The 23,695-nt window shown below is 71.8% G+C and carries 21 protein-coding genes; 8 read left to right on the forward strand and 13 right to left on the reverse strand.

The window, feature by feature from the left end:
* Positions 1–3 precede the first annotated feature (3 nt).
* Positions 4–846, reverse strand: a complete 843-nt coding sequence (locus E7742_RS18490; protein ID WP_137800273.1) for a LysR family transcriptional regulator — start codon at positions 844–846, stop codon at positions 4–6.
* Between the two features lie 84 nt (positions 847–930).
* On the opposite strand from E7742_RS18490, the gene E7742_RS18495 reads away from it, so the two are divergent.
* From E7742_RS18495 to E7742_RS18505, 3 genes are all read left to right on the forward strand, one after another.
* Complete coding sequence (locus E7742_RS18495) at positions 931–1,917, forward strand: bile acid:sodium symporter family protein (RefSeq protein ID WP_137800274.1); 987 nt, start codon at positions 931–933, stop codon at positions 1,915–1,917.
* A gap of 158 nt (positions 1,918–2,075) precedes the next feature.
* Complete coding sequence (locus tag E7742_RS18500) at positions 2,076–3,425, forward strand: glutamate decarboxylase (RefSeq protein ID WP_137801299.1); 1,350 nt, start codon at positions 2,076–2,078, stop codon at positions 3,423–3,425.
* Between the two features lie 72 nt (positions 3,426–3,497).
* A complete protein-coding gene (locus tag E7742_RS18505; RefSeq protein ID WP_137800275.1) occupies positions 3,498–4,469 on the forward strand; it encodes an alpha/beta hydrolase in 972 nt (323 codons plus the stop codon).
* Between the two features lie 90 nt (positions 4,470–4,559).
* Here E7742_RS18505 and E7742_RS18510 read toward each other — a convergent pair whose 3' ends face one another.
* From E7742_RS18510 to E7742_RS18525, 4 genes are all read right to left on the reverse strand, one after another.
* Positions 4,560–5,165 carry a YqgE/AlgH family protein gene (locus E7742_RS18510; protein WP_137800276.1) on the reverse strand — a complete coding sequence of 202 codons (606 nt, stop codon included), beginning with the start codon at positions 5,163–5,165 and terminating at the stop codon, positions 4,560–4,562.
* Between the two features lie 63 nt (positions 5,166–5,228).
* Positions 5,229–5,489, reverse strand: a complete 261-nt coding sequence (locus E7742_RS18515) for a YgaP family membrane protein (protein ID WP_137800277.1) — start codon at positions 5,487–5,489, stop codon at positions 5,229–5,231.
* A gap of 27 nt (positions 5,490–5,516) precedes the next feature.
* The gene (locus tag E7742_RS23545; protein ID WP_254699062.1) at positions 5,517–5,852 is read right to left on the reverse strand and encodes a rhodanese-like domain-containing protein; all 336 of its coding nucleotides are present in this window, start codon (positions 5,850–5,852) and stop codon (positions 5,517–5,519) included.
* Between the two features lie 100 nt (positions 5,853–5,952).
* Positions 5,953–6,645 (reverse strand): TetR/AcrR family transcriptional regulator, encoded by a 693-nt coding sequence (locus E7742_RS18525; RefSeq protein WP_137800279.1) that lies wholly within the window; start codon positions 6,643–6,645, stop codon positions 5,953–5,955.
* 140 nt (positions 6,646–6,785) lie between these two features.
* Here E7742_RS18525 and E7742_RS18530 point away from each other — a divergent pair, with 140 nt between their 5' ends.
* Both E7742_RS18530 and E7742_RS18535 read left to right on the forward strand, forming a co-directional pair.
* Positions 6,786–7,733: an NAD-dependent epimerase/dehydratase family protein gene (locus E7742_RS18530; protein ID WP_137800280.1), complete on the forward strand. Its 948-nt coding sequence runs from the start codon at positions 6,786–6,788 to the stop codon at positions 7,731–7,733.
* Between the two features lie 9 nt (positions 7,734–7,742).
* On the forward strand, positions 7,743–9,065 hold the full coding sequence (locus tag E7742_RS18535; RefSeq protein WP_137800281.1) for an MFS transporter: 1,323 nt from the start codon (positions 7,743–7,745) through the stop codon (positions 9,063–9,065).
* 3 nt (positions 9,066–9,068) lie between these two features.
* On the opposite strand, the gene E7742_RS18540 is transcribed toward E7742_RS18535, so the two are convergent.
* From E7742_RS18540 to E7742_RS18575, 8 genes are all read right to left on the reverse strand, one after another.
* Entirely contained in the window at positions 9,069–9,632 is a 564-nt protein-coding gene (locus tag E7742_RS18540) for a hypothetical protein (RefSeq protein WP_137800282.1), read from the reverse strand.
* A 23-nt stretch (positions 9,633–9,655) separates the two neighbouring features.
* Positions 9,656–11,392, reverse strand: a complete 1,737-nt coding sequence (locus E7742_RS18545) for an alpha/beta hydrolase (RefSeq protein ID WP_137800283.1) — start codon at positions 11,390–11,392, stop codon at positions 9,656–9,658.
* On the reverse strand, positions 11,389–11,685 hold the full coding sequence (locus E7742_RS18550; RefSeq protein ID WP_137800284.1) for a hypothetical protein: 297 nt from the start codon (positions 11,683–11,685) through the stop codon (positions 11,389–11,391). Before E7742_RS18550 ends, E7742_RS18545 begins: the two co-directional genes overlap by 4 nt.
* A 145-nt stretch (positions 11,686–11,830) precedes the next feature.
* Complete coding sequence (locus tag E7742_RS18555) at positions 11,831–12,904, reverse strand: sulfate/molybdate ABC transporter ATP-binding protein (protein ID WP_137800285.1); 1,074 nt, start codon at positions 12,902–12,904, stop codon at positions 11,831–11,833.
* Positions 12,901–13,707 carry an ABC transporter permease gene (locus E7742_RS18560; RefSeq protein ID WP_137800286.1) on the reverse strand — a complete coding sequence of 269 codons (807 nt, stop codon included), beginning with the start codon at positions 13,705–13,707 and terminating at the stop codon, positions 12,901–12,903. Before E7742_RS18560 ends, E7742_RS18555 begins: the two co-directional genes overlap by 4 nt.
* Complete coding sequence (modA, locus tag E7742_RS18565; RefSeq protein ID WP_137800287.1) at positions 13,704–14,483, reverse strand: molybdate ABC transporter substrate-binding protein; 780 nt, start codon at positions 14,481–14,483, stop codon at positions 13,704–13,706. The genes E7742_RS18560 and modA overlap by 4 nt, the downstream gene beginning before the upstream one ends.
* A complete protein-coding gene (locus tag E7742_RS18570) occupies positions 14,480–14,887 on the reverse strand; it encodes a TOBE domain-containing protein (RefSeq protein WP_137800288.1) in 408 nt (135 codons plus the stop codon). The genes modA and E7742_RS18570 overlap by 4 nt, the downstream gene beginning before the upstream one ends.
* Positions 14,888–14,949: 62 nt before the next feature.
* Positions 14,950–16,404 (reverse strand): CCA tRNA nucleotidyltransferase, encoded by a 1,455-nt coding sequence (locus tag E7742_RS18575; RefSeq protein ID WP_137800289.1) that lies wholly within the window; start codon positions 16,402–16,404, stop codon positions 14,950–14,952.
* 83 nt (positions 16,405–16,487) lie between these two features.
* Between E7742_RS18575 and E7742_RS18580 the strand changes: the two genes are divergently transcribed.
* The 3 genes from E7742_RS18580 (at position 16,488) to E7742_RS18590 (ending at position 23,667) form a co-directional block, all read left to right on the forward strand.
* Positions 16,488–17,072, forward strand: a complete 585-nt coding sequence (locus E7742_RS18580) for an NUDIX hydrolase (RefSeq protein ID WP_441346864.1) — start codon at positions 16,488–16,490, stop codon at positions 17,070–17,072.
* Positions 17,069–19,540, forward strand: coding sequence for a DUF6049 family protein (locus tag E7742_RS18585; protein WP_137800291.1), 2,472 nt, complete (start codon positions 17,069–17,071; stop codon positions 19,538–19,540). Before E7742_RS18580 ends, E7742_RS18585 begins: the two co-directional genes overlap by 4 nt.
* A gap of 383 nt (positions 19,541–19,923) precedes the next feature.
* Positions 19,924–23,667, forward strand: coding sequence for a lipid II flippase MurJ (locus E7742_RS18590; RefSeq protein ID WP_137801300.1), 3,744 nt, complete (start codon positions 19,924–19,926; stop codon positions 23,665–23,667).
* Positions 23,668–23,695 lie beyond the last annotated feature (28 nt).

A 23,695-nucleotide genomic window follows, 5' to 3' on the forward strand; every position in this document is an offset into this window, starting at 1 on the left:
CCGTCACAGCGCGGACGCCCGGATAGCCTCCATGAGCGCCGTCTCGGGATCGCTGGGCGGTCCGGGCCGGCCCAGCAGCACGAACTCGACATCGCCCGGATCGGGCAGGCCCAGCCGGTCGCCGACGGGCCGCAGCTCCGTCGGCAGCAGCGAGTTCGCGTGCACGATCATCCCGAGTCCGGCCAGCACCGCGGCCCGCAGGCCCGCGCGGCTGTTCGCCAGGCACGTGACCCGGCTCGGCAGCCGCGCCGCCTCGAGTGTGTCGAGCGCGCACGCCCGCGTGATGCTCGGCGGGGGATAGACGACCAGCGGCACCGGTGTCCCCGGGTCCCACCGGGACTCCGCCGTCCCGCCCCACACCAGCCGGTCCCGCCACACCAGCTCTCCGTGCGTCTCACCGGGGCGCCGCATCACGAACGCCAGGTCCAGGTCGCCGGCACGCAGCTCGGCGTGCACGGCGCGGCTGAGCCCCACGGTGAGCTGCAGATCGACGAGCGGGTGCGTGCGCCGAAAGTCTCGCAGGATCTGCGGCAGCCCCTTGGCGACCAGGTCCTCCGCGGCCCCGAACCGAAGTCGGCCGGTGAGCGTCGAGCCCGCGAAGTAGCGGTCGGCACGCTCGTGCGCGTCGAGGATCGAGCGGGCGAAACCGACCATCGCGGTGCCGTCGGCGGTCAGTTCGACGGTGTGCGTGTCGCGGGTGATCAGCTCCCGGCTCGCAACCTTCTCGAGCCGCGCGATGTGCCCGCTGACGGTGGACTGGCGCAGCCCGAGGACGCGGGCGGCGGCCGTGAAGCCGCCGGTCCGCTCGACGGCCAGGAACGTTTTCAGGAGAACGGGATCGAACACGCACCCTGCCTATCACGAATCGCGATCACAGTTAACGCAATGAACAACTTTCATGATCGATTCGGGTCCATATACCGTTGAGCGGTGAGGTTTCTGAGCAGGTTCTACATCGACGGGTTCATTCTCTCGATCATCGTGGTCGCGGTCCTCGGCACCCTGTTCCCGGTATCCGGCACCGGCGAGACCGTCCTGGACTGGGCCACCAAGATCGCGATCGGATTCCTCTTCCTGCTCTACGGTGCGCGGCTGTCGCCGGCGGAGGCCCTGCAGGGGCTCAAGCACTGGCGCCTGCACTCGGTCGTGTTCGCGGCGACGTTCGTGCTGTTCCCGCTCATCGGCCTGGCTCTGCGCATCCTGGTGCCCACCGTCATCACCGACGAGATGTACACCGGCGTCCTGTACCTGTGCCTGGTGCCCTCGACCGTGCAGTCGTCGATCGCGTTCACCTCGATCGCCCGCGGCAACGTCGCGGGCGCGATCGTGAGCGCGTCGTTCTCGAACCTGCTGGGCGTCTTCATCACGCCGGTGCTGGTGATCCTGCTGATGAACACGACCGGGGAGGCGACGGTCGACTTCTCGTCGGTGATCGACATCGTCCTGCAGCTGCTACTGCCGTTCCTGGTGGGCCAGCTGATCCGCCCGCTCGTCATCGACTGGCTGCAGCGCTACGCCGAGCCGACCAAGCTCGTCGACCGGGGATCGATCCTGCTGGTGGTGTTCTCGGCGTTCAGTGAGTCGATGAAGGAGCACATCTGGAGCACCGTGACGGTGTTCGAGGTCGCCGCGGTGGTCGTCGTGTGCATCCTCATCCTGGTGGTGGTGCTGGGGGTGACCGCGGTCGCCGGCAAACGACTCGGTTTCTCGCTGCCGGACCGCATCGTGATCGTCTTCTGCGGCTCCAAGAAGAGTCTGGCGACGGGTCTGCCGATGGCGTCGGTGCTGTTCGCCGGGCAGCCCGTCGGCCTCATCGTGCTGCCGCTGATGATCTTCCACCAGATCCAGCTCATCGTGTGCGCCGCACTGGCCCAGCGCTACGCCAAGCGGACGGATCCGGAGCCGGTCTCCACCTGACCGCATCGCGTTCGCGCCCGCCGCCGCGGCCGCTGGGGTTCAATGGAGGACAGCTTCGACAGTGTCCCGAGTGAGCCCCAGTGTCGGCAGTGGCAGCGATCTCTTCGGAGGCGAACGTGAGCAACCACCATCACCACCACGAGTCCCGCGACGTCATCATGCCCGCCTACACGGGCCGCATCGCCACGGATCCGGTGCCCGCCCTGCGGCTGCCCCGGGACGACATGGATCCGCGGGCCGCGTACCGGTTCATCCACGACGAACTCATGCTCGACGGCAGTTCCCGGCTCAACCTCGCCACCTTCGTCACCACGTGGATGGATCCCGAGGCCGGCACCCTGATGGCCGAGACGTTCGACAAGAACCTCATCGACAAGGACGAGTACCCGGCCACCTCGGCGATCGAACAGCGTTGCGTCAACATGGTGGCGGCACTGTTCCACGCGCCCGGTCTGTCCGAGACCGACCCCGCGTCGGCGACCGGTGTCTCGACCATCGGGTCGAGTGAGGCCGTGATGCTCGGCGGGCTGGCGATGAAGTGGCGGTGGCGCCAGGCCCGTGAACGGGACGGACTCGACGCATCGCGCCCGAAACTGGTGATGGGCAGCAACGTCCAGGTGGTGTGGGAGAAGTTCTGCCGCTACTTCGACGTGGAACCGGTGTACCTGCCGATGGAGCGCGGCCGGTACGTGATCACCCCGGAGGAGGTGACGGCCGCGGTGGACGAGAACACGATCGGGGTGGTCGCGATCTTCGGCACCACGTACACCGGGGAACTCGAGCCCGTCGAGGAGATCGCCACTGCGCTCGACCGGCTGGCCGAGAGCGGCGGGCCGGACGTCCCGCTCCACGTGGACGCCGCCAGCGGCGGCTTCGTGGTTCCGTTCCTCGACCCGGACGTGTTGTGGGACTTCCGGATTCCGCGGGTGGTGTCGATCAACGTGAGCGGCCACAAGTTCGGCCTGACGTACCCGGGGATCGGGTTCGTGGTGTGGCGCGACAGCGAGCACCTGCCCGAGGAACTGGTGTTCCGGGTGAACTACCTCGGCGGCGAGATGCCCACCTTCACGCTCAACTTCTCGCGCCCCGGCAACCAGATCGTGGGCCAGTACTACAACTTCCTGCGCCTCGGCCACTCCGGTTACCGCAACATCATGAAGGCGTTGCGCGGTACCGCGACGTGGTTGAGCGGCAAACTCGCCGAGCAGGGCGACTTCCACGTCATCAGCGACGGTTCCGCCATCCCGGTCCTGGCCTTCGAGCTCACCGGCGAGCAGGACTTCACCGTCTTCGACATCTCCCACGAACTCCGCGCCCGCGGCTGGCAGGTGCCCGCGTACACGATGCCCGACGACGCGTCCGACGTCGCGGTACTCCGGGTCGTGGTCCGGGAAGGCTTCAGCGCCGACCTGGCTCGCCTGCTGTTCGACGACATCGTCACCGTCTGCGACTACCTGCGCCAGGACGGCGTCGCCATCCACTCGAAGGCCCGCCACTTCGCGCACTGACGAGCGCCCCGCGCCGTTTCGCGGCTCGGCCCACCGGGTACGCGGCCGGTGGCCTACGTGAAGGAGCTCGCGATGTCCCGACTGCCCGATCCACCCGATCCCGTATTGGAGCCGGCCGCAAAGGAATTGACCGAGGCGACCGCCCCGCACCCACGGATCTACGAGGTGCCGCCCGAGCAGGGTCGCAAGATCCTGGCGGACCTGCAGTCCGGCGCCGACGTACCGAAGCCACTGGTGGAGGAGCAGTGGGTGGACGTCGACGCGGGCCCCCGCGGGACGGTCCGAACCCGCATCCTGCGACCCGTCGAGGCGTCCGGCGATCTACCCGTCCTGATCTACATCCACGGCGCCGGTTGGGTCTTCGGCGACGAGCACACCCATGACCGACTGGTGCGCGAACTGTCCGTCGGGGCGGGGGTGGCCGTGGTGTTCCCGGTGTACGACCGCGCCCCGGAGGCGCAGTATCCGGTGCAGATCGAGCAGAACTACGCGGTCGCCCGGTGGGTGGCCGCGCAGGGCCGCGAGTACGGCCTCGACACCTCCCGCCTGGCGGTGTGCGGCGATTCGGTGGGCGGGAACATGGCCACGGTGCTGGCGCTCATGGCCGTCGAACGCGGTGAGGTGCCCCTGCGCGCCCAGGTGCTGCTGTACCCGGTGACCGATGCCGACTTCGACACCGCGTCGTACCTCCAGTTCGCGGAGGGCTACTACCTCACCCGCGACGGCATGAAGTGGTTCTGGGACCAGTACATTCCCGATCCTGCGCAGCGGCAGGACGTGTACGCGTCGCCGCTTCAGGCGTCGGAGGAGCGACTGGCGGCGCTGCCGACCACCCTGGTGATCACCGACGAGGCGGACGTCCTGCGCGACGAGGGGGAGGCGTACGCCGCGAAGCTGCGAGCGGCGGGCGTGGACGTCACGGCCGTCCGGGTCGGCGGGATGGTGCACGACTTCCTGATGCTCGACAGCCTGCGGGACTGTCGGGCGACGGTGGTGGCCCGGACCCTGGCGATCGAGGCGGTCCGGCGCGCACTCGTCGACTAGACCGGTCGGAGGCGCGCGAACGGGAAACGGCGGCACGCGACCGACCCGCACGTGTGCCGTGAATTCCCGTTCAGGCATGCGGGGGAGCGGTCAGTTGAGGTCGATGTCGACGGGGTGCGTCGACAGGAGCGCGATGGGCATGGGCTGGCGACGCAGCACCTGCGCCCACAGGTCCGCGCGCGGTGGGCTGACGACGTCGGAGGCCAACGCCGACACCACGATCCAGTCGTACTGATCGATCTCGGAGTCCAGCTGCCCCAGGCTCCATCCGGCGTACCCGGCGAAGACACGCAGCCCCTCGATCACCGGCGCGACGGTGTCGGGGTCGGCGTCGAGGTCGACCAGCGCCACCCGGCCGTCGATGCGGCGCAGCCCCCGGATCCCCGAGATGTCCGCGCCGACCCGCAGCGTCGCCAGACACAGGGCGGCGTCCCGCGTCACCGGGCCCCCGGCGTAGACGGCCTTGGGGTCCGCGGCCAGGTGCGCCCACTGCGGCAGGATCTCCTGCACCGACGTCTCGCTGCGGCGGTTGATCACGACACCGAGGCTGCCGGCGTCGTTGTGCTCGATCATGTAGACGACCGTGCGGCGGAACGTCGCCTCGAACAGGTCGGGCGTCGACACCAGCAGGCTGCCCGGCCGCACCCCCGGCTGCGCCGACGCAGTGCGATCCTCAGGTTCGTCCGAGTGCGCCACTCGGCCATCATCTCATCGACGAGGCCGATTCGGGAGGCACTGAATCGGTCGATCGTGTCGCGTCTACGCGGCGGGGTTGTCGCGGTCGGCGGAGGGCACCGGGCACGCGACGGCGCGCGGGACCCCGAGCTTCTGCAGGAACAGGCTCATGGGGCACCAGCCGACGACCCCGTACAGGACGAGATTCGCCGAGGCGAACGCCGTCAGGCCGCGCCACCTCGGGGAGTGCTCACGCCCGAGCAGCAGGCTCGCGCCCACCACCGAGCCGCCGAGAAGCGGCACGATCCGTTCGATGGACCAGCCGGAATGCTTCGGAAGTGCCATGTCGGGTCACCTTTCGAATGTGCGGTGTCAGGCGGTGACGTCCAGGCCGGCACGCCGCCACGCGTCCATCCCGCCGCGCACCGAGTACGCCTCGGCACCCGCGCGGGCGAGCACGCGGGCCGCCGTGGCCGACCGGCCGCCCGATCGGCAGATCGCGACGACGGGTCGGTCGCCGACGGCGTCGCGGCCACCTTCGATCACCTCGTGCAGCGGCAGATGGGTCGCCTCGGGCGCGTGCCCGGACTCCCATTCGGCACCGGACCGCACGTCCAGCAGGACCGCGCCCCGCTCGACCAGTGCCCGTGCCTCGTGGACGTCGACGACGCCGTACGACTTGCGGAACAGCTTCGACAGTAGAGCCACTCTGCTCGCTTTCTCCAGACCCCCGGAGGGGTCGTTCGATTCACACTTTATACCCGTGGGGGTATAGCGGGCGACGTGTCGTCGACCACCTCGGGGCACCTCACGCGAGTCCGAGAATCTGATCGAGAACCACCAGGTGATGCTCGAAGAGCGCCGCCGGATCGGCGAAGGTGTCGGCGCCATACTGCCCGAAGACCTCGAAGTTGACCGCACCGAACAGTGCCGCCCAGGCCGTCACGCCGCGGGCGAGCAGCTCGTCGGGGATCGTGAGCGCCATCTCGCTGCGGATGCGCCGCAGATCGCCCGCCAGTCCCGGGTCGAGCGGCGTGGCCGGCAGCGCGATCGCACCGGCCCGGTGCGCGTCCTCGATGACGGCGATCAGCCCGACGACGACGCGCGTACCCGGGCCGGTCGTGCGATCGGCCGGGGCGTGGTAGCCCGGCACCGGACTGCCGAACAGCAGCGCGTACCGGGCCGGCTCCCGCAACGCCCAGGCCCGGACCGCCCGGGCGAGCGCGTGCAACCGCCCGCGATGGTCGTCCGCCGGCACGGCCGCGACAGCGGTGTCCACCTCCGTGCCCAGCTCGGAATAGGCGTCGACGACCAGCAGTGTCAGCAACTCGTCGCGGCTCGCGACGTAGCGGTACACCGCCGACGACACCACCCCGAGGTCCCGGGCGACGGCCCGCAGCGACAGCGCCGCCGCGCCTTCCGTCGCGAGGTGCTCGCGCCCGATGCGGGTGATCTCGGCGAGCGTCTGCTCGCGGGCGCGTTCGCGCGGCGTGGTCGTCATGTCCCCACCCTGCCCGAGCCTAGAGAGCACTGTCAACAAAAGAGAGCACTGCTCTTGACAAGGCTGGCGAGAGAGCGCAGTCTCAGAAACGAGAGCAGTGCTCTCGACAACCGAAAACTTTTCGAGGAAGTGAGCACGCCATGTCGAACCTGCAGGTAGTGACCGGAGCCGGCCCCGTGGGCTGGACCGTCGCCGAGCAACTCGCCGAGGCCGGCCACGACGTCCGGGTGCTGACGCGCTCGGGCAGCGGTCCGGATCATCCGCGGATCGAACGTCGGAAGTTGGACGTCTCCGACGCCGCCGCCCTGGGACCCGCACTCGAGGGGGCGTCCGCGGTGTTCCACTGCATCCACGGCTCCGCATACGACGTCCGCGCGTGGGAGAGGGAACTGCCCGCCGCCGAGCAGACCGTCATGGACGCGGCGCACCGGGTCGGTGCCGTCGTGGTGTTCCCCGAGAGCCTCTATTCGTACGGGCGTCCCGACGGGGTGATGACCGAGGACGGTCCCCGTGACGCGACGAGCGGCAAGCTCGGAGTCCGCACCCGGCTGCTCGCGGCCCGGGCCGCGCACCCGACCTCGACCGTCAGCGTCGTCGCGTCCGACTTCTTCGGTCCGCGTGTCCGGACCGCGCACGCGGGGGAGCGGGTGGTCCCGTCGGTGTTGAACGGGAAGACCATCCGGGTGCTGGGACGGGCCGACGTGGAGCACTCGTTCACGTACGTGCCCGATCTGGCGGCGGCGATGATCACCGCGGCGCACGACCCGGCGCTGTGGAACTCGGTGCTCCACGCGCCCACCGCGCCTGCGGTGACGCAGCGGCAGATGGTCGAGGCGTACGCGCACGCGGCGCAGGTGCGGCCGCCGAAGGTGGGGACACTGCCGGGTGGTCTGCTCCGCGCGCTCGGCACCGTCCACCGCCCCACCCGGGAACTGGCCGAGATGCTCTACCAGTTCGAGGCCCCGTACGTCATGGACAGCCGTCGCAGCGAGCGGCGGCTGCACCTCGCGCCGACCCCGCTGGCGCAGGCCGCCACCGAGACCGTGCGGTGGTGGCGGACCGAGCTGGCGGCGACAGCCGGCCGATAGGGTCGGCGTGTGCGCAGATGGAGTTCGGTTCGGGAGTCGTGGGCCACCGCCGCCACCACACTGCGCCACTCGCCCGGCCTCGCCCGACTGACGGCGGTCCGCTTCGCCAGCCAGTTCGGCGACGGGCTGTTCCAGGCCGCACTGGGCGGCGCGATCCTGTTCAACCCGGAACGCCGGACCGAACCACTCGCGATCGCGGCCGGCTTCGCGGTGCTGCTGCTGCCGTACTCGGTGCTCGGCCCCTTCGCGGGCGCCCTGCTCGACCGCTGGGACCGCCGCGCGGTGCTGCTGTGGGCAAACCTGCTGCGCGGCAGTCTGATCCTGGTGATCGCGGTCCTGCTCCTCAGCGGGGCGGGGGAGACACCGCTGCTGATCCTGGCGCTCGCCACGATCGGCGTGAGCCGCTTCGTGCTGGCCGGCGTCTCCGCGTCCCTGCCACACGTGGTGCGGCAGAGTTGGCTGGTGCCGACCAATTCCGTGCTCGCGACCGCAGCGTCGGTGTTCTCGGCACTGGGAGCGGGCACGGCCGTCGCGATCATCGGCGCGGTGGGCGAGGGCGATCTCGGCTCCGGGGTCGCGGTGGCGGCGGGCGCCGTGGGGTCGGTGGTCGCGGCGTGGGCGGTGAGCGGGTTCGCGCTGCACGCCCTCGGACCGGCCGAGCCGGACGGACCGGCCGAGCCGGACGTCGGCGGCCCCGGCACGCCCGGCACCGTGGCGGCGGTGCTGGCGGGGCTGCGCACCGGCGCGACGGCGGTGTGGGCGGCGCCGGGAGTGACGACGGCGATGCTGGGCATCGGGGCGCACCGCGTCGTGTTCGGCATCAACACCCTGCTGATGGTGCTGATCCTGCGCGATCCGGCGTCCGGGTCCGCGCTGCCCGGCGGGCTCGCCGGGTTCGGTGTCGCGGTGGGCGCCACCGCCGCCGGGATGCTGGTGGCCGCGCTCGCGACGCCGTGGCTGATCCCCCGCCTGGACCGCCCCCGCACGGTCACCGTCGCGCTCGGGTTCGCGACCGTCGTGCAGGCCACGCTCATCGCGTCGTTGTCGCAGCCCCTGCTGCTGGTGGGTGCGTTCCTGCTCGGTTTCGCCGGCCAGACCGTCAAGCTCACCGGCGACGCGGCGATGCAGATCGAGATCGACGACGACCGTCGCGGCCAGGTGTTCGCGTTGCAGGACACCGTCTTCAACATCGCGTTCTGTGCCTCCCTCGCGGCCGCGGCCACCGTGGTCGCCCCGGACGGGCACTCGCTGGGGCTGGTCCTCGCCGGGGCCGGCGTGTACGCGCTGGGACTGACGGCGATCGCGCTCAACTCGCGGCGTACGACGCGCTGACCGTCACGGGATGTCGCGGCGCACCGAGTCGAGGCGGCCGTCGCCGTCGCTGTCGGTGAGACGCACCGACAGCCGGTCCGGTTCGTCCTCCGCGACCAGGACCGTGTCGTAGCGGCCGTCGTCGCGGGTGGAGACCAGCACGACGTCCGGCGTCCCGTCGTGGTCGAAGTCCGCGACCGCGTCGTCGGTCGCGCCGTCGCCGTCGTGGTCCACCGTGCGCCAGCCGGTCGGCGCAGGCCCCGGGCCGGGTTCGGATGCGGGGCCGGGTTCGGGGGCCGGTCCGGGACGGGGGGCCGGCCCGGCCGCCGACACCTCGTGCCCCCAGACCCCGGTGTGCGTGGGGTCGGCGAAGTACCGGGCGTAGCGGGAGCCGACGTCGAGCACCGCCCGGTCGACGGTCCCGTCACCGTCGAAGTCCCACATCGCGTCGTCCACGGCTGCGTCGCCGTCGAAGTCCAACCGCACCGCGTCGAGCAGGCCGGCCCCGCCCAGGTCGAGATCTGCCGCCGAGGTCCACGTGCTCGGGTCGCCGTCCCCGGTGCCGAACCAGTACTCGAGTGCTCCCATATCCGGGTGGATGCACGGCGGCGTCACACGGTTCCGTTCGGCCCGGCGCCCACGAGCACCGCCCGGTCCGGCAGACCCGCGACGACCGCCGCCAGGTTGTAGCCGCTGGTGCGCAGGCGCCCGTTGTCCCCCAGCCGGGGGTACTGGCTGTGTCCCGTCGCGCCGTCGCGGTGGACTCCGTCGGGGGTGACTGCGGATTCGGTTGCGAGATGGACGAATCCGTCGATCGCGTACGGACCGCCGCCCAGCGGACCGGGACCGAAGCGGTCGAGGTGTGCGATCACGTCGTCCGCGGCCGTCATCTCGTACGCGTGTCCGGGACCCAACCGCAGATCGCTCGGCGTCTGCACGCCGACGAGACCGGGTGAGCCGTACACGACGAGGTCGTCCACCGGGTGCCGCCCGGGCTCGACGAGCGCCAGTCCCGCCGTCACCGAACCGTACGAGTGCCCGATGGCGGTCAGGTGCGGATCGGAGCGGGTGTGCGCCGCGCCGAGTCCGTCGTAGAACCGCGCGAGGTCGCGGGCGCCCGCGCGGGCGCGCGCCTCCTGGGCCACCGCGATCCCGCCGGCCGCGACGTCGGTCACGTTGCCCGCGGCCCGTGGCGGGTCGTAGCCGAGCCACGCGATCACCGACACCGTCTCGTCCGCGCGCCCGGCCGTGTCCCGCAGCAGCGTCTGCGCCTCGTCCCGCAGCGCCGCCGCCTCTTCCGTCATCGCGGGGAGCGTCGCGCGGACACCGGCGTTCATCCCGGGAGTGGTGACCGCGACGTGATCGGCGTCGTCCGGGTCACCGACGGCCACCGCGGCCCGGACCTGCTCCCCGGTGCGGGTGTCGAGCAGCAGCAGCAGGCGGTCCGGCTGCGCCCGCAGGACGTCCTCGACCACGTCGAGATCGAGGAGCCGGCTCGTCACGTCCACCAGCTCGCGTCGCGCCAGCGTCGCCTCGAATCCGGACATCGTCGAAGCGCGTTGTGCCAGAGTCTCTCTCGCGTCCTCCAGCGCGACCCGTTCGCTCGCGAGACGGGCCACGTTGGCGTGGTGCCGCACCTGCGCAGGCAACCCGTCCCGACTCCCGACGACGTCGGGAGAAGTGCCGAGCACCGTCTGCTGCTGCGCCGCCGAGAGTCCGTCCCACCACGCGCGATCGGCGGCCGCCGTCGATCGCGTCCGTGGCGGAATCGGAACCGGCAGCACACCGACCCATCCGGTCTCCTCCTCGCCTTCGCGGGGGAGTTCGGCGAACGCCGACACGACGCGCGAGCGGGCACGTCCGTCGGCCGCACCGAGCGCGCCCAGCGCCGAGCCGATCAGCGCGCCGTGTTGCCCCGCGCGCCGCCGCAGCCGTTCCCGGGCCAGCGCCCCGGCCATCCCGTACCCCAGCGTGACGGCCGCCATCGGGGGCGCGACCCCCACCGTGCCGTCGTCGCCGACCTCGAAACCCTCGGCGCGGGCCGCCCCGACGGCGTCCAGCACCTCGTCCCGCGCCCGGCCGAGGTGCACCGCCGCCTCGTCGGCCGCCAGCGCCGCGGCGTGCAGAACCGATCCCGTCCTGGCCCCCATCGCGCGGATCTCCGCGGCCTGCGCCCGCGCGGCGTCCGCGGCGGAACCGCCCCAGAAGTCTCCGGTGGCGTCCACGGCGCGCCCGACGTCGTCCATGCCGACGTCGAGCAACGCACCGGCCCGCCGCCACTGCTGCGCCTGCCGGACCAGCACCTGGGGACCCCATGCCCCGGCGTGCGACACCGACGGCGCCGTCACCGGTCCACGCCCACGCCGTCGAGCGCCCGGGCGGTGGCCGCGTCCGTCCCGGTGACCTCCGCCAGCGTCTCCTCCGCCGTTGCCGACCACGCACGCAGTCGCTCGCCGACGATGTCGAGGACGCGTACCGCGGACCGGCTCCCCTCCCCGCACGCGGTGGCGACCAGCGACGCCGGCAGTTCCGAATCGACCTCCGCCACAGATGGTTTTGCGTCCGCCAGCCGACCTGCGGCCGCCCTCACCGTCACCGCCGCGTCGATCAACCGCGCCGGCTCGACCCACACCTGCTCCATCGCCACCCCCGTCCATGCCCCTTGCACCGGGACGTTACGGCAGCGGCGGTCCCACTCGGCCGTGTCGACGGCAGTTGTCCACAGCCGGACACCCACCGTCGCGGGCTGTGGACAACCCCGCCCGTCGGGTGAACGTCACCCGTGCTCAGTCGGCGGGATAGATCGCAACCTCGGTGGCCTTCACGGCGAACCACACGTCGTCGTCCGGGGCGAGGTCGAGGTCGGCGACGGCACCGGCGGTGACATCGGCGACGAGACCGGGCGAGCCGTCGTGGTGGTCGCGGCCGCGCACGCGGACCACCTGACCGTGCCCGCCGATCTCCGCGATACGAACGCGAAAGACATTGCGGGGACTTCCCTCCGGCCGCACCCGGTGGACCGCGACGGCGGTGGGTGCGAAGACCGCGACGGCGCTGTCGCCGGGCACGCACCCGTCGTCGGTCACGCCGTGCACCGGGCCCGCGGGCGTGTCCAGGGCGTCTGCCCCGACCTTGCCGGCGAGCAGATTGATTCCGGCGATCCGGGCGGCGAAGGCGCTGCGGGGACGCGTGAGCACCCGGTCCACCGGCCCGTCCTCCACGATGCGACCACCGTCGAGCACCACCGCCCGGTCGGCGAGCGAAAGTGCATCGAGCACATCGTGAGTCACCAGAATGGCGGTGCGGTCGCCCGTCCGCAGGACCCGGCGCAGCAGCGAACGGACGGCCGGGGCGGCCCCGACGTCGAGCGCGGCCATCGGCTCGTCGAGCAGCACCAGATCGGGCTCGGCCGCCAGCGCGCGGGCTACCGCGACGCGCTGCGCCTGACCCCCGGACAACTGTCGCGGCCGCCGGTCCGCGAAGGCGGCGACGTCCACCTCCGCGAGCCACCGCGTGGCGGCCGCGAACGACTCGCGGCGCCCCCGGCCGGCGCTGCGCGGTGCGAACGCGACGTTCTCGCGGACACTCAGGTGCGGGAACAGCAGCGGTTGCTGGGCCAGCAGCCCCACCGAGCGCCGATGCGGCGGTACCGCGACCCCGGCCGCGGTGTCGGTGAGGGTCCGGTCGTCGAGCACGACGCGTCCGTCGTCGGGTCCGAGCAGGCCGGCGACGACGTCGAGGAGGGTGGACTTGCCTGCCCCGTTCGGTCCGAGGACCGCGAGGACCTCGCCGGGCGCGACCGCGAGCTCGACGTCCAGGTCCCGTGACGCGACGCGCGCGCGCACCTCGAGCCCGCTCACATCGCCCCCGCGCCGCGCCGGGTCCGGGCCGCGAGCACGATCGCGACGGCGACGACCACCAGCACGAGCGAGAGCGCCACGGCGGCCTCGGGGTCGGTCTCGCGCTGCAGGTAGATCTCGAGCGGCAACGTGCGGGTGACGCCCTGGAGACTGCCGGCGAACGTGAGGGTGGCGCCGAACTCGCCGAGTGCGCGGGCGAAGGCCAGTACCGCGCCGGAGATCAGTCCCGGCAGCACCAGCGGCACCGTCACGCGGCGCAGCACCGTGGTGGGACGGGCCCCCAGCGTCGCGGCCACCGCCTCGTAGCGGCGGCCGGCGGTACGCAGGGCACCCTCGAGACTGATCACCAGGAACGGCAACGCCACGAACGTCTGCGCCAGCACCACCGCCGTCGTCGAGAACGCGATGTGGATTCCCGCGACCTCGAGGTGCCGGCCGATCAGTCCGTGCCGGCCGAAGGTGTAGAGCAGCGCCAGCCCGCCGACGACGGGCGGCAGGACCAGCGGCAGCAGCACCAGCGCCCGCAAGGCGGCCAGGCCGGGGAAGGTGCAGCGCGCCGACACCAGCGCCATCGGCACCCCCAGCAGCAGGCACAGCAGCGTGCTGACGGACGCCGTCTTCACGCTCAACGCCAGTGCGGCCAGCGACGATTCGGACGTGACGAGCTGACCGAAATCGGCCCAGTCCACGCCCACGAGCATCGCGACGAGCGGCAGCACCACCAGCAGACCGCCGACGACCGCGGGAAGGTAGATCCACGCCGGGAGTCCGGCCGGGACCCGCACCCGCGCGCGCGTCGTCACGGCGTTCCGAATCCGGCCCGGCTCAGTACCTGTCGCCCGTCGCGCCCGATGACGAGGTCGACGAACTGGCCCGCCAGGTCCGGGTGCCCGGACTCGCGCAGTGTCGCGATGGGGTAGGTGTTGACGACCTTGGCCGCCTCGGGGAACGGCACCGCGGTCACCTTGTCGCCCGCGCCCGCGGCATCGGTGACGTACACCAGGCCGGCGTCGGCCTGACCGGTGACCACCTTCCCGAGGACGTCGGTGACCGACGACTCCTCGCTCACCGGCTTCAGGTTGACGCCGGTGGCGTCCTCGACCCGTTTGGTGGCGTTGCCGCACGGGACCTGCGGGGCGCACACCACTACCTTGACGTCGGGCCGGGCCAGATCGGCGAACGAGGTGACGTGCGCGGGGTTGCCGGGGGGCACCGCGATGGTGAGGACGTTGGTCGCGAAGTTCACCGGGTCGTTGGCCGTCAGACCGGCGCCGCGGGCCTTGGTCATGTTGGCGGTGTCCGCGGAGGCGAACACGTCTCCGGGTGCGCCCTGGTCGAGCTGGGTGAACAGCTCCGAGGACCCCGCGAAGTTGAACACCACCCGCGTGCCGGGGTGTTGCGCCTCGAAGCGCTGCCCCAGTTCGGTGAACGTGGACCGCAGCGACGCCGCGGCGAAAACTGTGATCGACTCGGGCTCGGTGGTCTGGGTACCCGCCTCGGTGGAGTTCCCGCTGCACCCGGCGAGCACGGCGGCCAGGACGGCGACCAGCGCGACGAGCCCGGCGCGATCCCGGCTCACGCCGTCACTCCGGGCGTCTCGACGATCACCGTCGTCGCCTTGACCACCGCGACCCCGACGCTGCCGGGTTCGAGCTTCAGCTCCCGCGCCGACTCGGCACTCATGAGCGAGACGACCGAGAACGGGCCGCACTGCATCTCGACCTGCGCCATCACGCCGTCGACGACCACCCGGGTGACCAGTCCGACGAACCGGTTGCGGGCCGAGCTGCCCACCGGGAGCGGGTTCTCGGGGGACGGGGCGGCGTTGGCGCGGGCGAACTCGGCCAGCCGACCACCGTCGACGACCATCCGACCGGCGTCGTCCTTGTGCGCGTCGAGGGTGCCGGCGTCGACCCACCGCCGGACGGTGTCGTCGCTGACACCGAGGAGCTGGGCCGCGTCACGGATCCGGATGTCAGGCATTGCCGAAGTGTAGGTCCGCATCTGCGGCTTTCTCAAACATGTGTGCCCGCAGATGCGACGAATCACCCCTCGGCTTGTTCGGCCCACCACTTCAGCAGTTCGGCTTCGGCCTCGTCGCGGTCGAGCGGTCCGCGGTCGAGCCGCAGCTCCTTGAGGTACTTCCACGCCTTGCCCACCTGGGGTCCGGCCGGGATACCGAGCAACTCCATGATCGCGTTGCCGTCCAGATCCGGGCGCACGCGTGCGAGGTCCTCCTGCTCGGCCAGCCGGGCGATGCGCACCTCGAGGTCGTCGTACGTGGCCTGCAGAGCGGCGGCCCGCCGCTTGTTGCGGGTGGTGCAGTCGGCGCGGACGAGTTTGTGCAGCCGCGGCAGCAGGTCCCCGGCATCGGTGGCGTAGCGGCGCACCGCCGAGTCCGTCCACTGCCCCTTGCCGTAGCCGTGGAACCGCAGGTGCAGGAACACCAGCTGGCCCACGTCGTCGACCATCTGCTTGGAGTACTTGAGCGCGCGCATCCGCTTGCGGACCAGCTTGGCGCCCACCACCTCGTGGTGGTGGAAGCTCACGCCGCCACCGGCCTCGTTGCGCTTGGTGTCGGGCTTGCCGATGTCGTGCAGCAGGGCGGCCCAGCGCAGGACCAGATCCGGGTCACCGTCCTCGAGGTCGATCGCCTGCTTGAGCACGGTCAGCGAGTGCCAGTACACGTCCTTGTGCTGGTGGTGCTCGTCGATCTCGAGCTTCATCGCCGGGATCTCGGGGAGCACCCGGTCGGCCAGCCCGGTCTCGCACATGACGTTGATGCCGTCGATCGGGTACTCGCCCAGAATCAACTTGTCGAGCTCGGCGCGCACCCGCTCCGCGGTGATGCGGTCGATCTGCCCGGCCATGTCGACGATCGCCTGCTGCACCCGCGGCGCGAGCGTGAACCCCAGCTGCGAGACGAACCGGCACGCGCGCAGCATCCGCAGCGGATCGTCGTTGAAGGAGATCTCGGGGGCGGCCGGGGTGTCGAGGACACCCGCGAGCAGCGCGTCGATGCCGTTCAGCGGGTCGACGAACTCGAACGTCCCGCTGCCGTCGACGCGCACCGCCATCGCGTTGACCGTGAAGTCGCGGCGGACCAGGTCCTCCTCGAGCGTGGTGCCGTACTGCACCTCGGGGTTGCGGGTGACACCGTCGTAGGTGTCGGTGCGGTACGTCGTGATCTCGATCTGGTCGTCGCCCTTGGCGGCGCTGATCGTGCCGAAGGCGATGCCGGTGTCCCACTGGTTGTCGGCCCAGCCGCGCAGGATCTGCTGCACCTGCTCGGGCCGCGCATCGGTGGTGAAGTCGAGGTCGGTTCCCAGCCGCCCCAGAACGGCGTCGCGCACGCTGCCGCCCACCAGGTACAGCTCGTGTCCGGCCGCGGCGAACCGCGCCCCCAGCGGGGTCAGCACGTCCGACAAGGCGCTCAGGGTCTCGTGCGCACCGCGGAGCAGTCGGGCACGCCGGTCGGCGTCGGGGGTGGGGGCATTCACGTCAGCAAACCTTACCGAGGTCGGCAAACGGCGAACCGCACGTCCAAGTGACGCCCCACTCACGCTGGCGTGGGAGTCCGGCCGTGTGCATTCTGTCAACTACGATCGATGAGGTGTCCGCCGCCGAACGTGCCAACCGTAACCGCCGCTCCTCGCGGCGGCGCGGCGCAGGCACCGGGTCGGCCACGCCGCACATGCGGACGGTGCGCGAGACCTCCGCCGGCGGGCTCGTCGTGGACGGTCTGGGCGGTCCCCGGGACAAGTTGTGCGCGGCGCTCATCGGCCGCACCGACCGGCGCGGACGGCTGCTGTGGTCGCTGCCGAAGGGACACATCGAGCAGGGCGAGACCGCCGAGCAGACCGCGATGCGCGAGGTGGCCGAGGAGACCGGCATCCGCGGCGCCGTGGTCGCCTCGCTGGGCAGCATCGACTACTGGTTCGTCACCGAGGGCCGACGCGTCCACAAGACCGTGCACCACTACCTGATGCGTTCGCTCGGGGGTGAGTTGTCGGACGCCGACATCGAAGTCACCGAGGTGGCCTGGGTGCCGCTGTCGGAGTTGGACTCCCGCCTCGCGTACGCCGACGAACGCAAACTCGCGGAGATCGCCGGGCAACTCATCGCGGAGATGGAACCCACACGCGCCGGGGGGTCCGACGCGGAATGACAGTGGCATCGCGTCCGGCATGGCGACGACCCGGTGCCTCGATCCTCACGGCGCTGACCCTCGTCCTGATGCTGCTCGGCACCGTGTCCGTCGGTGCGCTGTCGTTCGGGACCGCCGCGGCCGCGGCCCAGACCACGACGAGCCCCGCGGCCGGGCAGACGTCCACGCCGACGTCGACGACCCGGGCACCGGTCACGAAGTCCCGGACCCCACCCGAGTTCCTCGAACTGCGCATCGACGACGTCACCCCGACCGCGGTGACCACCACGACCGAACCCGACGTCACGGTCACCGGCACCGTCACGAACGTCGGCGACCGTCCGGTCACCGACATCGGGGTCCGGTTGCAGCGTGCCGTCGCGGTGGACTCGAGCGAGGAGCTGCGCACGTCGCTGGACCTCGACCAGGGCGAGTTCGACACGGTGGGACCGTTCGTCCAGGTCGCGGAGAGTCTCGACGAGGGTGAGGGCAGGCAGTTCACGCTGTCGCTGCCGCTGCGTTCGCAGACCGGGTGGTCCCTCGACATCACCGAGCCGGGCGTCTACCCCCTGCTCGTCAACGTCAACGGCAGCCCCGCGTACGGCGGTCAGGCCCGGCTCGACGACGCCCGATTCCTGCTCCCGGTGCTGGGGCTGCCGCAGGCCGCCGGTTCGGACGACACCGCGCCGCAGGGTACGGATTCCGCGTCCGCGACGGCCCCGGTGCCGCCCGACACGTCCGACCCGCTCGCGGTCACGATGCTGTGGCCGCTCGCGGACGAGCCCCAGCTGGCCGCAGGAGTTCCGGGATCCGTCACCGAGAAGGTGCGACTGGCGGACGACGACCTCGCCGGCTCGCTCTCCCAGGGCGGTCGGCTGGACCGGCTGCTGGCCGCGGCCGAGTTCGCGACCGGGCCCGAGGTGGACCGGGACCGCAAACTCGCGGACAGCATGTGCCTGGCCGTCGACCCGGACCTGCTGATCACGGTCAGCAACATGACGCGCGGCTACCTCGTCGTCGACGATCCGGCGCAGCCCGGCGGCCCGGCGCGCGAGGGGTCCGGCCGGGACGCCGCCGCGGCCTGGCTCGACCGGCTGGAGACGCTGGCCCGCGGCATGTGCATCACGGCCGTGCCGTTCGCGCAGGTCGACCTGTCGGCGCTCGCCCGGGTGGGCGACGATTCCCTCACCTCCAGCGCGCTGCTGTCGCCGGCGGACATCGTCGACTCCATCCTGGGTGTGACCTCGCAGCGCAACATCACCTGGCCCGACGCCGGCGTACTCGACGAGGGCTCGGCCCGGATGCTGCAGGGACTCGGGCGCACCACGACGCTGCTCGCGGCCAACGCCGTCGAGACCCCGCCCGGCGCGGGCCGGAAGGTCGCGCTCGACGGCACGGACGCCGTCGACGCCGCGCTGTTCGACGTCTCCGCCGCGGCCGCGCTGGCCGCCGTCGGCGCGGACCCCCACACCCCCTCGTACGTCCCCGAGCGGGCCCGCTACAACCTCGACCGGGACTCGCGCACCGCCCGCCTGCAGGACGCGTTGGGCGCCGTGACCTGGATGTCACTGCAGAAGCGGGACGACACCTCCGCGGCGAACCGGGCGTCGGATCGGTCGATGCTGATCGCGCCCCCGCAGCGGTGGTCGGCCGACGGCGACGAGGCGGCCGCGGTGCTGTCGACGGTCTCGACGCTGCTGCGCTCCGGTCTGGCCACGGCCCGCCCCCTCGGCCGGGTCGTCGAGCAGCGGCCCACCACCGCTCAGCCGGCGGAACTGGTGTACCCGCAGCGGGCGATCGTCGACGGCACCCCCGACTCCATCGAGGAGGGGGTGCAGGTGCAGGCCCCGCGCATCGACGAAATGAAGGCGGCGCTGGTCGACGACCCGCAGGTGCCGCTGACCCCGACCCGGTTCATGGCGCCGCTGCGCGAGGATCTGCTGCGGGCGATGAGTCTGTCCGGGCGCCGCGACGAGAACACCGCGACCACGACGGCGGCCGAGCAGGCCGCGCACGTGCGGGTGGGCAACGTCGCGGTCGCGATCGACGGCATGTACCGCGCGGTCACGATCCTCGCCCCGGGCGGCGTCTACACCCTCGCGTCGGAGCAGAGTCCGCTGCTGCTGGTGGCCCGCAACGACCTGCCGGTGGCCGTCGACGTCCGCCTGCAGGTGGACGCGCCGCCGGAGATGCACATCACCGACATCGGGCCGCAGCAACTGCCGCCCCGCGGCAGTCGCTCGCTGCAGGTACCGGCCGAGGTCTCCGATTCGCGCACGATGGTGGTCGATCTCTCCCTCACCACCGAAAGCGGCCAGAGCCTGGGCGAACAGACGTCCGTCACGGTGCGGTCGAACGCGTACGGACAGGCTTTGGCGATAATTACCGCGGGTGCTGGCGCGCTCCTGTTGTTCCTTGCCGGACGCCGACTGTGGCACCGGTTCCGCGGCCAGCCCGACAGAGCCGACGAAGGGTATGAACGTCCATGACCGACAACTCTCCCGGCGAGGGCTATCGGTCGTCGGCTCGTCCGGCGCCCTGGGAACGCGGGCCCGGCCCCGCGCAGCCGCCTCGCCCCGACCGGCAGGACGGACCCCGACGGCCCGACCAGCACGACGGACCGCGTCCCGCGCCCACCGGCCGGCCGCAGCAGCAACAGCCGCAGCCCGGCCCGCCGCGCGCCGTGCCCCCGAACGTTCCCCGCCCACCGCGCCAGGGCGGCCCCCGTCCGCCGCAGGGTGGACCCCGGCCACCGCAGCAGGTCGATCCGCGCCGGCTGCCGCCGCGCCCGGGCCCGCCGCCGTACGGTGCGCGTCCGATGCCGCCGGGCGCCCGTCCCCTTCCTCCCGCCGGTCCCGGCGTCCCGCGCCCGATGCCGACGCGCACGGGTCCGCCCGGGCAGCAGCGCCCGCTGCCGCCCCGCCCCGCGCCGGGGCGTCCCGCGCCTACACCGACGGCGGTGGCCGAGCCGGCGGCCGAACCGGTGGCCGAGCCGGACAAGAAGAAGAGTCTGCTCGCCGCGACCGGATCGATCGCCTTCGCGACGCTGATCAGCCGCATGACCGGTTTCCTCAAGCAGCTGCTGCTGCTGACGGCGCTGGGTCCGGCCGTCGCCAGTGCCTTCACCGTGGCCAGCCAGATCCCGAACATGATCTCCGAGCTGGTGCTCGGCGCCGTGCTCACCGCGATCGTGGTCCCGGTGCTGGTCCGCGCCGAACGCGAGGACCCCGACCAGGGTGCGGCGTTCGTACGAAGACTCTTCACCGCCGCGCTGGCGCTGCTGGGGACCGCCGCGCTGTTCGCGACGGCGGCCGCACCGCTGCTGACCACCCACGTCTTCCTGCCGGACGACGGCGAGGTCAACACCGCGCTCACCACGGCGCTGTGCTTCCTGCTGCTGCCGGCGATCCTGTTCTACGGGCTCTCGGCGCTGCTCACCGCGATCCTCAACACCCGGCAGGAGTTCAAGCCGGGCGCGTGGGCCCCGGTGCTCAACAACGTCGTCGTGCTCTCGATCCTGGCCGCGTACTGGCTGGTGCCGGGGGAGATCTCGCTCGATCCGGTTCGCATCAGCGATCCGCACCTGCTGTTGCTCGGCCTGGGTGTGACGGCCGGCGTCGTGACGCAGGCGACGAGCCTGATCCCGGCGATCCGGCGGCAGGGCATCTCGCTGCGCCCGCTGTGGGGGATCGACGACCGTCTCAAGCAGTTCGGCGGCATGGCCGTCGCGATCGTGCTGTACGTGTTGATCAGCCAGGCCGGCATGGTGTTCGCAACCCGCATCTCGGCGCACGCCGACGAGGCCGGACCGGCGATCTACAACAACGCGTGGCTGCTGCTGCAGCTGCCGTACGGCGTCCTGGGTGTCACCGTGCTGACGGCCATCATGCCGCGACTGAGCCGCAACGCCGCCGCGGACGACACCCCGGCCGTGGTGGACGACCTGTCGGTCGCGACCCGCCTGACGATGATCGCGCTCATCCCGGTGATCGCGTTCCTCACCTTCGCCGGCCCGCAGGTGGGGCAGGCGCTGTACGGCTACGGCAACTTCGGGGCCGGGAACGCCGAACGTCTCGGCGAGGCCGTGAGCTGGTCGGCGTTCACGCTCATCCCGTACTCACTGGTGCTCATCCACCTGCGGGTGTTCTACGCCCGCGAGCAGGCGTGGACCCCCACCTGGATCATCCTCGGCATCACCGGGGTCAAGATCGGCCTGTCGGCGCTGACCCCGCTGGTCGCGTCGAACAATCAACAGGTGGTCGTGCTGCTCGGTGCCGCGAACGGTCTCGCGTTCGTCGCAGGCGCCTGCATCGGCGGCTTCCTGCTGCACCGCAGCCTCGGCGACCTGAGGATGGCGAACGTCGGCAAGACCGTGTGGGTGGTGCTGCTGGCGTCCGGCGCCGGCGCCGTGGCGATGTTCGCGGCGGACAGACTGCTGGGGTTGGACCGGCTGTCGGACAACTTCGGCGGCCCGGGCGCGATGATCCGTGTCGCGGTCACCGGTGCCCTGATGCTGACTGTCACGTTCGTCCTGATGTGGCTCGCGAAGATTCCGGAGATCCTGGCGATCACCGTGGCGGTGCAACGCCGGATCCCGGGCCTGCGGAGCCGCACCGCCGCCGAGCCCGCCGACGCGTCCACGACGGCGGCGTACGACCCTGATACCGAGTTGATTCCGGTGATCCGCGACCTGCCGCGCGCCCTCGATAGACCTGATGGTCTCCCGTACGCTGGTCGCAGCGAGGCATACGTCGGTGAGGACTACATCCCCGACGAGTTCATAGAAGGAGCACGGGTGAGCGACGACGACGGTGCCGACAAGAAGCCCGGCACAGACGTCACCGCCGTCGAGGACGGCACCACGAAGGTTGCGGACGTCGCGGGTGGGGGATCGACGGACGAGCAGACCGCCCCGTCGAACGAGTCGGACGAACACGATTCTGCCGCAGCATCTTCCGATATCGAAGGTGAACGACCGACCGAGCGCCGTCGGCGCCGGGACCTGAACGTCGACACCGGTGTGTTCCCCATCGGGTCGCCGCAGTTGCCGCCTCTGCGCGTCACCGGAGCTGCTCCCGAACCACGCCGCCCGCTGCGCGGTCCGCAGCTGGTGCCCGGCGCCTCCGTGGCCGGTGGCCGGTACCGGCTGCTCGCGCCGCACGGCGGTGCCCGCGGCCTCCAGTTCTGGCAGGCCCTCGACATCAAGCTCGACCGCGAGGTCGCGCTCACGTTCGTCGATGCCGACCAGCGCGTCGAGGGTCCGGCCGCGTCCGGACCCGACGGCCCGCAGGCGATCCTGTCGCGCACGCTGCGGCTGGGCCGCATCAACTCGCCCGGTCTCGCCCGCGTCCTCGACGTCGTCCGGGGCAGCTCGGGCGGCATCGTGGTCGCCGAGTGGACGCCGGGCCGGTCGCTGAAGGAGATGGCCGAGACGGATCCGTCGCCCGTCGGCGCCGCGCGGGCGGTGCGGGCACTCGCGGCCGCCGCCGAGGCCGCGCACCGCGGCGGCAGTGCACTGTCGATCGACGATCCCGACCGCATCCGGATCAGCACGGCCGGTGACGCCGTCCTGGCCTTCCCGGGCACGCTGTCCGACGCCGACCCGGCCGCGGACGTCAAGGGTCTCGGCGCGATGCTCTACGCGCTCATCACCAATCGTTGGCCGCTCGGCGACCCGGGGTCGGAGTCGGCCGCCGGCATGCCGCCCGCCGACCGCGACGAGTCGGGCCGACCGGTGGAACCCCGGGCCGTCCGGCCCGAGGTTCCGTTCGAGATCTCCGCGGTAGCGGTGCGGGCGCTGGGCGGCGACAGCGGCATCCGCGCCGCCGCGACCGTGCAGCACATCCTCGACCAGGCGACGGTGGTGGACCAGAAGACGGACCTCATGCCGGCCTTGCGGCTGGGGCAGCGGGTGCCGGGCAGCGAGGGGCATGCCCTGGCCGACCCGGAGGCCGTCGCCGCGGAGAAGCAGAAGTCGAACCGCACGTTGATCGCGCTCGTCTCGCTCGGCGCGCTGACGGTGCTGGTGCTCGCCCTCATCGGCTGGTGGCTGGCGAACCTGTTGACGGGTGGCAGTTCCGACGAGCCGCTGACCAACCAGAACTTCGGGCTGACCACCACCTCGGAGGCGCCGCAGTCCTCGGCGGCGTCGTCGTCGGCGGCACCGTCCGCCGCGGCGGCGGCCGTCGTCCCGGCGTCCGCGGCGGTGTTCTCGCCGCAGGGCACGCCCGACAACGCCGCCAACGCGGGCCTGGCGATCGACGGCAACCCGGCCACGGCGTGGAACACCGACGCGTACTACCAGCCGTTCCCGGCGCTCAAGTCCGGAGTGGGGCTGATGGTGACGTTGCCGGACGCCGCCAAGCTGACGAGCATGAAGATCACGTCGTCGACGCCGGGCACGCAGGTGGAGATCCGCACGGCGCCGTCGACCAACACCTCGCTCGACCAGACGCGGGTGATCGGTAACGCCACCCTGCAGGACGGGGTGACCGAGGTCCCGTTGAAGTCGGACAGCGCCACCAAGAACGTCCTGGTGTGGATCACCGATCTGAGCACGTCCGGTGGCAAGAACCAGTCGGGGATCGCCGAGGTGTCCTTCACCGCAGCCTCCTGACCGGGGAGCCACCGGAGCGGCGGCCGCC

The sequence above is a fragment of the Rhodococcus sp. SGAir0479 genome (assembly GCF_005484805.1).
GTDB lineage: Bacteria > Actinomycetota > Actinomycetes > Mycobacteriales > Mycobacteriaceae > Prescottella.